The organism is uncultured Paracoccus sp. (genome assembly GCF_947496875.1).
Classification (GTDB): domain Bacteria; phylum Pseudomonadota; class Alphaproteobacteria; order Rhodobacterales; family Rhodobacteraceae; genus Paracoccus.
In genome coordinates this window covers 43,620-56,195 of sequence record NZ_CANMEH010000011.1, presented here as the reverse complement: position 1 = coordinate 56,195, position 12,576 = coordinate 43,620, and the positions used below count along the sequence as shown (strand labels likewise).

General features: G+C 66.4%; 18 protein-coding genes. 15 read left to right on the top strand and 3 right to left on the bottom strand.

The window, feature by feature from the left end; translation table 11 throughout:
- Positions 1 to 154: 154 nt before the first annotated feature.
- On the bottom strand, positions 155 to 1,117 hold the full coding sequence (mdh, locus tag Q0938_RS13560) for a malate dehydrogenase (RefSeq protein ID WP_299363252.1): 963 nt from the start codon (positions 1,115 to 1,117) through the stop codon (positions 155 to 157).
- A 192-nt stretch (positions 1,118 to 1,309) separates the two neighbouring features.
- Positions 1,310 to 1,825, bottom strand: a complete 516-nt coding sequence (locus tag Q0938_RS13555; RefSeq protein ID WP_299363249.1) for a ferritin-like domain-containing protein — start codon at positions 1,823 to 1,825, stop codon at positions 1,310 to 1,312.
- A 179-nt stretch (positions 1,826 to 2,004) separates the two neighbouring features.
- Here Q0938_RS13555 and Q0938_RS13550 point away from each other — a divergent pair, with 179 nt between their 5' ends.
- The 12 genes from Q0938_RS13550 (at position 2,005) to Q0938_RS13495 (ending at position 10,340) form a co-directional block, all read left to right on the top strand.
- Complete coding sequence (locus Q0938_RS13550; RefSeq protein ID WP_299363246.1) at positions 2,005 to 2,859, top strand: CoA ester lyase; 855 nt, start codon at positions 2,005 to 2,007, stop codon at positions 2,857 to 2,859.
- A gap of 73 nt (positions 2,860 to 2,932) precedes the next feature.
- Positions 2,933 to 3,481: an NnrU family protein gene (locus Q0938_RS13545; protein WP_299363244.1), complete on the top strand. Its 549-nt coding sequence runs from the start codon at positions 2,933 to 2,935 to the stop codon at positions 3,479 to 3,481.
- 1 nt (position 3,482) lies between these two features.
- Positions 3,483 to 3,689 (top strand): DUF1737 domain-containing protein, encoded by a 207-nt coding sequence (locus Q0938_RS13540; RefSeq protein WP_299363241.1) that lies wholly within the window; start codon positions 3,483 to 3,485, stop codon positions 3,687 to 3,689.
- Positions 3,690 to 3,691: 2 nt separating this feature from the next.
- Entirely contained in the window at positions 3,692 to 4,729 is a 1,038-nt protein-coding gene (locus Q0938_RS13535; RefSeq protein ID WP_299363239.1) for a MaoC family dehydratase, read from the top strand.
- 12 nt (positions 4,730 to 4,741) lie between these two features.
- Positions 4,742 to 5,623 (top strand): endonuclease/exonuclease/phosphatase family protein, encoded by an 882-nt coding sequence (locus Q0938_RS13530; RefSeq protein WP_299363236.1) that lies wholly within the window; start codon positions 4,742 to 4,744, stop codon positions 5,621 to 5,623.
- 236 nt (positions 5,624 to 5,859) lie between these two features.
- Entirely contained in the window at positions 5,860 to 6,252 is a 393-nt protein-coding gene (gene sdhC, locus Q0938_RS13525; protein ID WP_299363233.1) for a succinate dehydrogenase, cytochrome b556 subunit, read from the top strand.
- A gap of 14 nt (positions 6,253 to 6,266) precedes the next feature.
- Positions 6,267 to 6,659, top strand: a complete 393-nt coding sequence (locus Q0938_RS13520) for a succinate dehydrogenase, hydrophobic membrane anchor protein (protein WP_299363230.1) — start codon at positions 6,267 to 6,269, stop codon at positions 6,657 to 6,659.
- A gap of 11 nt (positions 6,660 to 6,670) precedes the next feature.
- Positions 6,671 to 8,482 (top strand): succinate dehydrogenase flavoprotein subunit, encoded by a 1,812-nt coding sequence (gene sdhA, locus Q0938_RS13515; RefSeq protein WP_299363227.1) that lies wholly within the window; start codon positions 6,671 to 6,673, stop codon positions 8,480 to 8,482.
- Positions 8,482 to 8,853, top strand: a complete 372-nt coding sequence (locus Q0938_RS13510; RefSeq protein WP_299363224.1) for a hypothetical protein — start codon at positions 8,482 to 8,484, stop codon at positions 8,851 to 8,853. The genes sdhA and Q0938_RS13510 overlap by 1 nt, the downstream gene beginning before the upstream one ends.
- 17 nt (positions 8,854 to 8,870) lie before the next feature.
- A complete protein-coding gene (locus Q0938_RS13505; protein ID WP_299363222.1) occupies positions 8,871 to 9,170 on the top strand; it encodes a hypothetical protein in 300 nt (99 codons plus the stop codon).
- A gap of 84 nt (positions 9,171 to 9,254) precedes the next feature.
- Positions 9,255 to 10,034, top strand: coding sequence for a succinate dehydrogenase iron-sulfur subunit (locus Q0938_RS13500; protein ID WP_299363220.1), 780 nt, complete (start codon positions 9,255 to 9,257; stop codon positions 10,032 to 10,034).
- 156 nt (positions 10,035 to 10,190) lie between these two features.
- Entirely contained in the window at positions 10,191 to 10,340 is a 150-nt protein-coding gene (locus Q0938_RS13495; protein WP_299363218.1) for a hypothetical protein, read from the top strand.
- A gap of 92 nt (positions 10,341 to 10,432) precedes the next feature.
- Here Q0938_RS13495 and Q0938_RS13490 read toward each other — a convergent pair whose 3' ends face one another.
- Complete coding sequence (locus tag Q0938_RS13490) at positions 10,433 to 10,792, bottom strand: metalloregulator ArsR/SmtB family transcription factor (protein ID WP_299363216.1); 360 nt, start codon at positions 10,790 to 10,792, stop codon at positions 10,433 to 10,435.
- Positions 10,793 to 10,983: 191 nt separating this feature from the next.
- Between Q0938_RS13490 and Q0938_RS13485 the strand changes: the two genes are divergently transcribed.
- The 3 genes from Q0938_RS13485 to Q0938_RS13475 are packed head-to-tail and all read left to right on the top strand — an operon-like array spanning position 10,984 to position 12,489.
- Entirely contained in the window at positions 10,984 to 11,397 is a 414-nt protein-coding gene (locus tag Q0938_RS13485; protein WP_299363214.1) for an AtpZ/AtpI family protein, read from the top strand.
- Positions 11,387 to 12,184 carry a F0F1 ATP synthase subunit A gene (locus Q0938_RS13480; protein WP_299363211.1) on the top strand — a complete coding sequence of 266 codons (798 nt, stop codon included), beginning with the start codon at positions 11,387 to 11,389 and terminating at the stop codon, positions 12,182 to 12,184. Before Q0938_RS13485 ends, Q0938_RS13480 begins: the two co-directional genes overlap by 11 nt.
- Before the next feature lie 50 nt (positions 12,185 to 12,234).
- Positions 12,235 to 12,489 (top strand): F0F1 ATP synthase subunit C, encoded by a 255-nt coding sequence (locus Q0938_RS13475; protein ID WP_299363209.1) that lies wholly within the window; start codon positions 12,235 to 12,237, stop codon positions 12,487 to 12,489.
- The last annotated feature ends 87 nt before the right edge of the window (positions 12,490 to 12,576 follow it).

Genomic DNA, 12,576 nt, shown 5'->3' with positions numbered 1-12,576 from the left:
GATCCGCAGGATCAATAACCGTTGTTTGTGATCACACGTCGCGTCGCCGTGATCACATCCGTTGTGTGCGATCGTATGCTGAGGTGCGACTCAGGCTCGCAAACGGAAACGGGCGCCCCTCGCGAGACGCCCGATCTTCAAACTTCCGAGCGGATCAGTTCAGGGAACTGTCGATGCCCTTGCAGGCGTCCACCAGACCCTTCACCGCGTCGACGGACTTCTGCAGCATCGCCTGCTCGTCGGCGTTCAGGTCGATCTCGATGACCTTCTCGATGCCGCCTGCACCGATCACCGTCGGCACCCCGACATACATCCCGTCCAGCCCGTAGGCGCCCTTGACCCAGGCCGCGCAGGGCAGGACCCGCTTCTGGTCCTTCAGATAGGCCTCGGCCATCTCGATGGCGCTGGTGGCGGGGGCATAGAAGGCACTGCCGGTCTTGAGCAGGGCCACGATCTCGGCGCCGCCGTCGCGGGTGCGCTGGACGATCTGGTCGAGCTTGTCTTGCGTGGTCCAGCCCATCTTGACCAGGTCGGGCAGCGGGATACCGGCGACGGTGGAATACCGGGTCAGCGGCACCATCGTGTCGCCATGCCCGCCCAGGACGAACCCGGTCACGTCGCGCATCGACACGCCGAACTCCTCGGACAGGAAGTGGCGGAACCGCGCCGAGTCCAGGATGCCGGCCATGCCCACGACCTTTTCGTGCGGCAGGCCCGAAAATTCGCGCAGGGCCCAGACCATGGCGTCCAGCGGGTTGGTGATGCAGATGACAAAGGCGTCCGGGGCGTGCGCCTTGATGCCCTCGCCAACCGACTTCATGACCTTCAGGTTGATGCCCAGCAGGTCGTCCCGGCTCATCCCCGGCTTGCGCGGCACCCCGGCGGTGACGATGCACACATCGGCGCCGGCGATGTCGGCATAGTCGTTGGTGCCCTTGAACTCGCCGTCGAACCCTGCAGCCGGACCGGATTCCGCGATGTCCAGGGCCTTGCCCTGCGGAATCCCCTCGGAAATGTCGAACAGGACGACGTCGCCCAGTTCCTTGATGGCGGCGAGATGCGCCAGTGTGCCGCCGATCTGACCGGCACCGATCAGGGCGATCTTGGGACGAGCCATGGTAACCTCCGTCTCGAGTTGATCTTGGCCTGCGGGTTAGTCCTTTGCCCCTCGCCGCGCAAGGCGGATGCCACCGCGGGCCGCAGGACGCCGAGCCAGTCGTCCGAAACGCAGATGACCCGCCGGGAAGGGCGGGTCATCACGGGTCCGGTCAGGGCATCCCGGCCGCACGGCCGACGACGCGCGTGCCGATCAGGCGTCTTCGTCGTCGTCGGCAAGGGCGTCCTCGTTGACGTGGTCCTCTGCCAGTTCGGACAGGATCTCGTCGGCGGCGATTTCCTGTTCCAGGATCCCGTTCAGCAGGTCGGACACGTCATCCATCCCCAGCAGGTCGGCATAGGTGCGCAGGCTGCCATAACGGGCGATCTCGTAATGCTCGACGGCCTGCGAGGAAAAGATGATGGCCGCGTCACCGGCCGGGGTGCCGCCGAAATCCTTCAGCAGGGAATCGCCCTCCTTCAGGATACCCTCGATGGCCTCGCACTTCTCGCCTTCGGCCTTCTTGTCCATGGCCTTGAAGCACTTCTCCAGGTCCCTGATCTGACCTTCGGTCTGCTCACGGTGCTTTTCCAGGCCGTTGCGCAGCTCTTTGTCGGTGGCGCCCTCGATCATCTTGGGCAGCGCCTTCAAAATCGCGTTCTCGGCGTAATACATGTCCTTGAGACCGTGCTCGAGCAGGTCTTCCAGTCCCTTTTGCGACTGCGCCATGATGCTGTCCTTTCGCTGTGTTGCAGGATCGGCCCCGCAGATGCGGGATCGCTACCAAACAAGAGTCGACCGGCGTCGTTGCATCCCTAAACATTTGTTGCGTGACTGCCGGGCCGCAGGGTTGCCCACCGGCCGGATTTCGGCGAGTGATGCGGGACGTTTTCTGCCGCGAAGGATGCTTGATGAGCCTGTCCCGCCCGTTCCGTTCCGTCCTGTACCTGCCGGCCGCCAATGTCCGCGCGATGGAGAAGGCCCGCAACCTGCCGGCGGATGCCATCATCTTCGACCTCGAGGATGCGGTCGCGCCGGGTGAAAAGGCGACCGCGCGCGCGGCGCTGCGCGAGGCGTTGCAGGCGGATTACGGGCAGCGCACGCGCATCGTGCGGATCAACGGGCTGGACACCGAATGGGGGCGCGACGACGCGGCGGCCTTTGCGACGGGGGCCGATGCCGTGCTGATCCCCAAGGTGAACGCACCCGCCGATCTGGATGCCGTCGCCGCGATCGTGCCGGACACGCCGCTGTGGGCGATGCTTGAAACCGCGGCGGGCATGCTGAACGCCGCCGCGATCGCGGGACATCCGCGGCTGCAGGGCATGGTGATGGGCACGAACGACCTGGCCCGCGAACTGGGCAGCCGCCACCGCCCCGACCGGCTGCCGATGCAGACCGGCCTGGGCCTGTGCCTGCTGGCCGCCAAGGCGCACGGCCGGATCATCGTGGACGGCGTCTACAACGCCTTCAAGGATGATCAGGGTCTGCGCGCCGAATGCGAACAGGGCCGCGACATGGGTTTCGATGGCAAGACGCTGATCCACCCCGCGCAGCTCGAGGTCGCGAACAGCAGCTTCGCCCCGTCCACGGACGAGGTCGCGCTGGCGCGGCGCCAGATCGAGGCGTTCGACGAGGTGATGGCGCAGGGCAAGGGGGTGGCGGTCGTCGATGGTCGCATCGTCGAGAACCTGCATGTGGAAACCGCCCGCACCACGCTGGCGCGCGCCGACGCCATCGCGGCCATGGCGCAGGGGACGTGAACCGGTGTAACCGGGCGGACCGGAGCCGCCGTGGCCCCGACCGGCCCGGCCGGGGCAGAGAAGGGAACATGTCATGGCCTTGCTGATCCTTGGCGTCGCTTTGTGGTGGGCGGCGCATCTGTTCAAGCGCGTGGCGCCGTCCGCACGGGCGAGCATGGGCGCGTCCGGAAAGGGCGCCGTCGCCGCCGCCCTGATCCTTTCGATCCTGCTGATGGTGATCGGCTACCGCGCGGCGGACCAGACGATCTGGTGGGCCGCGACGCCGATGCTGAAGGGGATCAACAACCTTCTGGTGCTGGTCGCGTTCTACCTGTTTGCGGCGTCCGGGGCCAAGTCGCGGCTGGGCGTGCGGCTGCGCCATCCGCAGCTGATCGGCTTCTCGCTGTGGGCCGGCGCGCATCTGCTGACCAATGGCGACCTGCCGTCATTCGTCCTGTTCGGGGGGCTGCTGCTCTGGGCGCTGGTCGAGATCGTGGTGATCAACCGCACGACCGGGTGGACGCAGCCGGCGCATCCGATCCCCGTCCGCAAGGAGTGGACGACCGCGCTGTCCGCCCTGGTGGTCTATCTGGTGGTCGGGCTGATCCACGGCTGGGTCGGCCCCAACCCGTTCGGAGCGTGAGATGCCGGTGATCTATCGGCTGCTGACCGACGACGACACATCGGCGTTCTGCCACAAGATCAGCCTGGCGCTGTCGCGTGGCTGGGTGCTGCACGGCGCGCCGACCATGGCCTTTGACGCGGGCCGCGGGGTGATGCGCTGCGCCCAGGCGGTCACCAAGGAGATCGCCGCGCCCTACGCCGCGGACATGAAGCTGAGCGAGCAATGAGCATGACTGGCAAGACCAACCCCGGACGCTTTTTCGAGGATTACCGCGTCGGGCAGGTCATCCGCCACGCCGTGCCGCGCACGCTGTCTGGCGGCGAACGGGCACTGTACCACGCGCTGTACCCGGCCCGCCACGCGATCAGCTCCAGCGACGAATTCGCCCGGGCCTGCGGGCTGCGCGCCGCGCCGCTCGACGAGCTGATCGCCTTCCACACGGTGTTCGGCAAGACGGTGCCCGACGTGTCGCTGAACGCCGTGGCCAATCTGGGCTATGCGCAGGGCCGCTGGCTGGCGCCGGTGTGGCCTGGTGACACCATCCGGTCCGAATCCGAGGTGATCGGGGTTAAGCAGAATTCGAACGGCACGTCCGGCAACGTCTATGTCCGGACCCGTGGGCTGAACCAGGCCGGCACCGTGGTGCTGGACTATGTCCGCTGGGTGATGGTGCGCAAGCGCGACCGCGACGCGCCGGCGCCGCAGGAGGTCGTGCCGGAACTGGCCAAGGTCGTCCCGGCCGCGGATCTGGTCGTCCCCGAGGGGCTGGATTTCCGGAACTACGACTTCGACCTGGCCGGAGAGCCGCACCGCTGGGGCGATTACGCCGTGGGCGAGATCATCGACCATGCCGATGGCGTGACCGTCGAAGAGGCCGAGCACATGCTGGCAACCCGGCTGTGGCAGAACACGGCCAAGGTCCATTTTGACGCAACCTTCCGCGACGACGGGCGCCGGTTGATCTATGGCGGCCACGTCATCAGCCTGGCGCGGGCGCTGTCGTTCAACGGCTTGGCCAACGCGCAGATGATGGTGGCGCTGAACGGTGGCGCCCACGCGAATCCGTGCTTTGCCGGCGACACGGTGCGCGCCTGGTCCGAGGTGCTGGACAAGGCCGCGACATCTGCCCCGGGCGTGGGTGCCATCCGGCTGCGGACGGTCGCCCACAAGGGTCCCGCCTGCGACAGCGCCTGGCGCGGCGAGGACGGACGCTACGCGCCGCATGTGCTGCTGGATCTGGACTACTGGGCCCTGATGCCGGTCTGAGCTGCAGTCGTGATGCGATCTTTTTCAAGCCTGCCCAGGGTGGTCGCGGCGGTCTGTCTGGCCGCCCTCGCACTCAGCTACGCCGGACCGGTCCATCCGCTGGGCGACTCCCTGGCCGTGTTTCGCCCAATCTGGGCAGGGGCCCTGCTGCTCGCGGCACTGGGCCTGCGCGGGTTATCGCGGCTGGGCGCCGTGACGCTGTCCGCCGCGGCCCTGCTGTCGATGGGTCAGTCGCTGCTGGCGTCGGAACAAGGGCCTGATCGAGGGGCTCCGATCCGAATCTACCAGAAGAACCTGCGTTATGACGTTGCAGATACAAGCCGTTTTGCCGCGGACATCCGCACCAGCGACGCCGATCTGGTGATGCTGCAGGAGGTCAGCGCCCAGAACCGGTCGCTGCCGCAGGCGCTGTCGTCCAGTCATCCCTACCAGCTGGTCTGCGTGGCCAACGCGATCATCAGCGTGGCCGTCCTGTCGCGCTGGCCGTTTGCCGAGCCACCCGTCTGCCCCGATCATCGGGGCCTCACCGCGGTCCGGGTCAGCGCGCCGGGCGGCGACCTGACGGCCGCCGCGCTGCACATGCACTGGCCCTGGCCGTTCGGGCAGGGCGCCCAGGTCCCCGATCTGCTGCCGCAGCTGAAGGCGTTGCCGCAGCCAGTGGTGCTGGGGGGTGACTTCAACATGGTGCCGTGGGGGCACGCGGCACGTGCGATCCAGGAGGCAACCGGAACCCGGCGCGTCGGCCCCGTCCGCCCCAGCTTCATGCTGCTGTCGGTGTATCCGATCGCGATCGACCACGTGCTGGTTCCCGAGGGATGGCATGGCGAGGCGAGGATGCGGCCGCGGCTTGGCTCGGACCACAGAGGCATCGCCGTCGAGGCGTGGAGAGAGTAGCACCGCGTGATCACAACCACTCCAGCGAGCGGGGAACGCGTGGCTCGGAGTATAGGCACTCGCATCTGGGCGTGATCACAAGCGTCCTCCTTGTGATCGCATTTCCTCCGTTTCGGGCAGTTTCCGCCTTTCGTCTGGCGCCCGGCCGTGACACCCGGCATAAATCCGATACAGACACCGCAACCTCAGTCCGCCCGCGCCCGCTGTCGGCCGGGCGCCAATGACAGGAGCGTCCCATGGGTGACATTCCCCGCGGCAACCGGCCGCTGTCCCCGCATCTGCAGGTCTACCGGCTGCCGATCTCTGCCGTGACGTCGATCATGAACCGCGCGACCGGTCATGCGATGGTCGCGGGGATCCTGCTGCTGGTCTGGTGGCTTGTTGCGGCCGTGGCCGGTGACCGGGCCTTCGCCACTGCCGACTGGGTGCTGCGGTCATGGTTCGGTTTCCTGGTGCTGGCCGGGTCGCTGTGGTCGCTGTGGTTCCACTTTCTGGCCGGCATCCGGCATTTCTTCTATGACGCCGGGCACATGCTGGAAATCGATGCGGGGCAGAAGACCAGCTGGGCGATCATCTGGGGATCGGTCATCATGACCGTGCTGACCCTGATCCTGTTCTTCTTCGCCTGAGATCGGAGGGTATGATGCGCTATATCACGCCGCGCAAGGCCGCCATGGGGCTGGGTGCCGCCGGACCGTCCACCGGAACCCAGCATCACTGGACCATGACCGTCACCTCGGTCGCGCTGGTGGTGCTGACCCCGGCCTTTCTGCTGGTCATCGGGCGCGCCATCGGGCTGCCGCGCGAGGGTGTTCTGGTCTATTTCAGCCAGCCCTATCCGGCCATCGTCACCGCGCTTTTCCTGATCGTGGGGATGTACCATTTCGTGAAGGGCACCCGGATCATGATCGACGACTATCTGGATCACACCGAGCGCAAGGTCGCGATCATCTTTTCGGAAATGTTCGGCTGGGCGGTCATTGCCGCAGCCGTCTACGCGCTGGCGCGCATGGCGCTGAGCGCCGTCATCGTCTGAGAGGCCGTCCCATGTCCGCATCTGCCGCCTATCCCTATGAAACGCATGATTACGACGTGGTGGTCGTCGGTGCCGGCGGTGCCGGGCTGCGCGCGACCCTGGGCATGGCCGAACAGGGGCTGCGTACCGCCTGCGTGACCAAGCTGTTCCCGACCCGGTCGCACACCGTCGCGGCCCAGGGCGGGATTGCCGCCAGCCTCGGCAACATGGGGCCGGACAGCTGGCAGTGGCACATGTACGACACGGTCAAGGGATCGGACTGGCTGGGCGACACGGATGCGATGGAGTATCTGGCCCGCGAGGCGCCCAAGGCGGTCTACGAACTGGAACATTACGGCGTCCCCTTCAGCCGGACCGAGGCGGGCAAGATCTATCAGCGCCCGTTCGGCGGCCACACGACCGAGTACGGCGAGGGCCCGCCCGTGCAGCGCACCTGTGCCGCTGCCGACCGGACCGGCCACGCGATCCTGCACACGCTCTACGGCCAGTCGCTGAAGGAAAAGGCCGAGTTCTTCATCGAGTATTTCGCGCTGGACCTGATCATCACCGACGGGGCCTGCACCGGGGTCGTCTGCTGGAAGTTCGACGACGGCACGATCCACGTCTTCAACGCCAAGATGGTGGTGCTGGCGACCGGCGGTTATGGCCGCGCCTATTTCAGCGCCACGTCGGCCCACAGCTGCACCGGCGACGGCGGCGGCATGGTGGCCCGCGCCGGCCTAGCCTTGCAGGACATGGAATTCGTGCAGTTCCACCCCACGGGGATCTACGGTTCCGGCTGCCTGATCACCGAGGGAGCGCGCGGCGAGGGCGGGTATCTCACCAATTCCGAGGGCGAGCGGTTCATGGAACGCTATGCCCCGACCTACAAGGATCTGGCGTCCCGCGATGTGGTGAGCCGCTGCATGACGCTGGAAATCCGCGAGGGGCGGGGCGTGGGGCCCGACAACGACCACATCTTCCTGCACCTGTCGCATCTGCCGCCCGAGACGCTGGCCGAACGCCTTCCCGGCATCTCCGAATCGGCCCGGATCTTCGCCGGGGTCGACCTGACCCGCGAACCGATCCCGGTGCTGCCGACGGTCCATTACAACATGGGCGGGATCCCGACCAATTTCTGGGGCGAGGTCCTGGCGCCGTCGCCCGACGATCCGGACCGGATCTTTCCGGGTCTGATGGCCGTCGGCGAGGCCGGCTGCGCGTCGGTGCACGGGGCGAACCGTCTGGGATCGAACAGCCTGATCGACCTGGTGGTGTTCGGCCGCGCGGCGGCCATTCGGGCCGGCCAGGTGATCGACCGTCAAGGCAGCATCCCCGGCACCAACACCGCCGAGGTCGACCGTGCCCTGTCACGGTTCGACGCGCTGCGCCACGCGAACGGATCGACGCCGACGGCGCAGCTGCGCACCGACATGCAGCGCGCGATGCAGTCGGACGCGGCGGTGTTCCGCACCGACAAGACGCTGGCCGAGGGCGTCGACAAGATGACCGAGATCGCGGGCCGGATGGCCGATCTGCACGTCACCGACCGCACGATGATCTGGAACACGGATCTGGTCGAGACGCTGGAACTGACCAACCTGATGCCGAACGCCCTGGCCACGATCGTCGCCGCCGAGGCGCGCAAGGAATCGCGGGGCGCGCACGCGCATGAGGATTATCCCGATCGGGATGATGCAAACTGGCGCAAGCATTCTCTTGCATGGGTCGAAGGAAATGACGTCAAACTGGCATACCGCCCCGTACATCTGGAGCCGCTGACACCGGCCGAGGACGGCGGGATCGACCTTGGCAAGATTGCTCCCAAGAAAAGGGTTTACTGATGCGTCTGATTTTCCCCGCCGCGGCTGCTGCCGCCCTGCTCCTGTCCGGTTGCGTGGCGACTATTCCGCCGGGCATGACCATACCGGGCCCCAGCGCCCCCGTTATCATCGACCCGACGCCGGCGCCTGCCCCGGACGTCGGGTCGGCCCAGCGGTCGGCCGCGGCCCAGGTCGTGAATATCGAGATGGCCAAGCGCCTGCCCGGTCGCGACGTTGCGCCCTACACCGCCTGCGTGATGAACAACGCGACGATGGCGGAAATCGCCGACCTGGCGACTCTGTCGGGGAGTTCGGCCGCTGCCGACGCCGTGGCCGCGATCGTCCAGCGCCCGGGGGCAAGCCAGTGCATCTCGCGGATCGCCGTCGCCTGATACCGAACCTCCGGGTGATGGGGGTGGCCCTGCCGGTGCTGACGGGGCTCGCCGCCTGCGGTCCGGTGTCGGTCGCCCAGGCAGAGCGCAGTTGCCTTGACGACGCGCGGCTGGCGGCCGGACCCCGGACCCACATCGCGGTGGGGATCGGCAGCGACGGACATTCCGTGCGTCCCTCGGGCGGCGTTGCGGTCGAATTGTCAGGTGATTACGTCATGGGCCGCGATCCCGCCGAGGTGTTCGACCGCTGCGTGTTGCGGCGATCCGGTGAGATGCCCACCCGGCCGCTGGCCGAGCAGCCCGGATGGCGCGGCTGAAATCACATCCGATCGGCGCCTTGGCGCCGGTCTTGGCCGATCCCGGACCCGCAGCCGGGACCCTGCAGACCGAAGGACAGGATCATGGTCCAGTTTACGCTTCCCAAGAACAGCCGCATCACCGTGGGCAAGACCTGGCCCAAGCCCGAAGGGGCGAACCGCCTGAAGCGGTTCAACATCTATCGCTATGATCCGGAAAGCGGGCTGAACCCGCGGCTGGACACCTACTGGATCGACCTGGACAAATGCGGTCCGATGGTTCTCGACGCGCTGAACAAGATCAAGAACGAGATCGATCCGACCCTGACCTTCCGCAGGTCCTGCCGCGAGGGGATCTGCGGGTCCTGCGCGATGGTGATCGATGGCGGCAATCATCTCGCCTGCATCTACGGGATCGACGAGGTCGCGGGTGACATCAACATCTATCCGCTGCCGCACATGCCGGTGGTCAAGGACCTCGTGCCGGACCTGACGCATTTCTACGCCCAGCATGCGAGCGTGAATCCCTATCTGATCACCGAGACGCCGACCCCGCCGAAGGAATGGCGCCAGTCGATCGAGGACCGCAAGAAGCTGGACGGGCTGTACGAATGCATCCTTTGCGCGTGCTGTTCGACGTCCTGCCCGTCCTACTGGTGGAATGGCGACAAGTACCTAGGCCCGGCGGCGCTGCTGCACGCCTATCGGTGGATCATCGATTCCCGCGACGAGGCAACGGGCGAGCGGCTGGACCAGCTGGAGGATCCGTTCAAACTGTACCGCTGCCACACGATCATGAACTGCACGAACACCTGCCCAAAGGGGCTCAACCCCGCCAAGGCGATCGGGGCCATCAAGCACATGATGGTGGACCGCGTCGTCTGAGATCGCCTCACCGCACCGGAGAAGGGCCGTCCGGATGGGCGGCCCTTTCCCATTGTCATGCGGCCGAATCGCAATCTGACGTCGGGTCAGGTGCATTTGAAACGCTGCAATGCAGCATTAGATGATGGGGCAGGGAGGGATGAATGGAGACGAACGATGAACACGATCACCATCCGCCCGGCCAACCTGCCGCAGAATCCGATTGCCGCTGCCGGCATCGCCGTGCTGACCCAGATGTACGACTATTACGAGTACAAGGCACCGGCTGCCGTGGCTGAACCGATCACCTACGGCGTCGCGGCCTGACCTCTGACGGCCTCCTCCGCCCGGGCCTGCGGCCAATCGGTGTTCCGAATCGCGTCGCAGAAGGCCGGGTGGGGGTGGTTCGCCGGCATGCGTCAGCTCTGGTCTGTCCAGTTCCCCGGCAACTCCGCGCGCAGGAACCGCTCGAAATCGTCGAGATCGACCGGATCGATCTGGCCGAAGCCGCGCATCCAGATCGACGCGTGCCGCATCCCGTCGGGATCCAGCTTGCACCACGTGATCCGACCCCGGCGTTCCTGACGGATCAGCCCTGCCGCGGCCAAAGTGGCAAGGTGCTTTGATATCGCCGCAAGGCTGATCCCGAACGGTGCCGCCACGTCGGTCACCGCCATGTCGTCTTCCAGCAGCATCGTCAGAATGGCGCGCCGGGTCGGATCGGCCAGGGCGGCAAAGACGGCATCGAGCGTCGCGGGAGGATCCGGATTGGCGGGCAAGAATGTTCAACCTTTGCGTTGAATGTGACGAACGGCGCGGTGCGGACGAGCCCCCCGACCCCTCCGGACGGATCAGAGCCGGTCTATATCCTAGAATCAACCACTTGCGGCCATGTTATCACCCTGTCTGCTCAGGTTGACTCGGCTTCCACCAGACCCTATCAGCACCGCAACCGAACGGGGATGCCTCCTTGGCGCAGGACAGCCAGCATGACGCCGACCGGCGCCGCGACGCTGAACGGCTGCGTGCGCTGGAAGACAAGCTGAGCCGCGCCCGTGGCGATGGCCGGCAGGCAACGCCGGGGGCAGACAAGTTCCATCAGGCCAACCAGGCCTGGCGGATGGTGGTCGAACTGGTGGCCGGGTTGGGCATCGGCTTCGGCGTCGGATACGGACTCGACCGGCTGTTCGGCACCACGCCGATCCTGCTGGTGATCTTCATCCTGCTGGGCTTTGCCGCCGGGGTGAAGACGATGCTCCGGACCGCCGCAGAGATGGCGGCACCGGGGCACGACGGGGCCGCACCGGAACAGGGGCCGGACGATCCGGCAGGGCAACATCCGGCAGCGCCGGGGACGACGAAGGGGACAGAGCGTGGCGACTGAAGCGAGCGGCGAAGAAACGGGCCTGGTGTTCCACCCGATGGACCAGTTCATCGTCAGGCCGCTGTTCCGCGACATCGAGCCGGGCAGCTGCAACCCGGCCGCCGGGCTGACCGACGGCTGCGTCCGCTGGTTCGAACCCACCAACGTGACGCTCTGGCTGGCGCTGTCTGTCCTGGCGATCATCGGATTGTTCGTCCTGGGCACCCGGGGGCGTGCGCTGATCCCGTCGCGTGTCCAGTCCATGGCCGAACTGGCCTATGGCATGGTCCACAAGATGGTCGAGGACGTGGCGGGCAAGGACGGGCTGAAATACTTCCCCTATGTCTTCACCCTGTTCTGCTTCATCCTGTTCGCGAACATCCTGGGGTTGATCCCGACCTCGTTCTCGACCACGTCGCACATCGCCGTGACCGCCGTGCTGGCGCTTGCGGTGTTCCTGGGCGTGACGATCCTCGGCTTCGTCCTGAACGGATCGCATTTCCTGGAGCTGTTCTGGGTCAAGTCCGCGCCGCTGGCGTTGCGACCGGTGCTGGCGGTGATCGAGCTGATCTCCTACTTCGTGCGTCCGGTCAGCCATTCCATCCGACTTGCAGGCAACATCATGGCCGGCCACGCCGTCATCAAGGTGTTCGCGGCCTTTGCCGCGATCCTGTGGATCGCCCCGGTGTCGATCCTGGCGATCGTCGGCATGTACGGGCTGGAGGTGCTGGTCGCCGTGATCCAGGCCTATGTCTTCACCATCCTGACCTGCGTCTATCTGAAGGACGCGCTGCATCCGGTGCACTGACCGGTCAGGCCCCTCACCACCCTTTCCATACACCCAAGGAGTTCTTTCGCATGGAAAACGAAGTCGTCACCGCCGTCGCCACCGCCGACTGGGGCAAGTACATCGGCGCGGGTCTGGCCTGCATCGGCATGGCCGGTGCCGCGATGGGGGTGGGCAACGTTGCCGGCAACTACCTGTCGGGCGCCCTGCGCAATCCGTCGGCGGCCGCATCGCAGACCGCGACGCTGTTCATCGGCATGGCCTTTGCCGAAGCGCTCGGGATCTTCTCGTTCCTCGTCGCGCTGCTGCTGCTGTTCGCTGCCTGATCCTGACGGCCACTCCTTGCTTTTGGGTGGGGGCGTCAATTGACCCCTCACCCGATCGCCAACCGTACGCCAGGGACAGCACATGAT

Coding starts and splice junctions, on each gene's coding strand:
- mdh (WP_299363252.1), bottom strand. CDS start 1,117: ATGGCTCGTCCCAAGATCGCCCTGATCGGTGCCGGTCAGATCGGCGGC.
- Q0938_RS13555 (WP_299363249.1), bottom strand. CDS start 1,825: ATGGCGCAGTCGCAAAAGGGACTGGAAGACCTGCTCGAGCACGGTCTC.
- Q0938_RS13545 (WP_299363244.1), top strand. CDS start 2,933: ATGGCCTTGCTGATCCTTGGCGTCGCTTTGTGGTGGGCGGCGCATCTG.
- Q0938_RS13540 (WP_299363241.1), top strand. CDS start 3,483: ATGCCGGTGATCTATCGGCTGCTGACCGACGACGACACATCGGCGTTC.
- Q0938_RS13535 (WP_299363239.1), top strand. CDS start 3,692: ATGACTGGCAAGACCAACCCCGGACGCTTTTTCGAGGATTACCGCGTC.
- Q0938_RS13530 (WP_299363236.1), top strand. CDS start 4,742: ATGCGATCTTTTTCAAGCCTGCCCAGGGTGGTCGCGGCGGTCTGTCTG.
- sdhC (WP_299363233.1), top strand. CDS start 5,860: ATGGGTGACATTCCCCGCGGCAACCGGCCGCTGTCCCCGCATCTGCAG.
- Q0938_RS13520 (WP_299363230.1), top strand. CDS start 6,267: ATGCGCTATATCACGCCGCGCAAGGCCGCCATGGGGCTGGGTGCCGCC.
- sdhA (WP_299363227.1), top strand. CDS start 6,671: ATGTCCGCATCTGCCGCCTATCCCTATGAAACGCATGATTACGACGTG.
- Q0938_RS13510 (WP_299363224.1), top strand. CDS start 8,482: ATGCGTCTGATTTTCCCCGCCGCGGCTGCTGCCGCCCTGCTCCTGTCC.
- Q0938_RS13505 (WP_299363222.1), top strand. CDS start 8,871: ATGGGGGTGGCCCTGCCGGTGCTGACGGGGCTCGCCGCCTGCGGTCCG.
- Q0938_RS13500 (WP_299363220.1), top strand. CDS start 9,255: ATGGTCCAGTTTACGCTTCCCAAGAACAGCCGCATCACCGTGGGCAAG.
- Q0938_RS13495 (WP_299363218.1), top strand. CDS start 10,191: ATGAACACGATCACCATCCGCCCGGCCAACCTGCCGCAGAATCCGATT.
- Q0938_RS13475 (WP_299363209.1), top strand. CDS start 12,235: ATGGAAAACGAAGTCGTCACCGCCGTCGCCACCGCCGACTGGGGCAAG.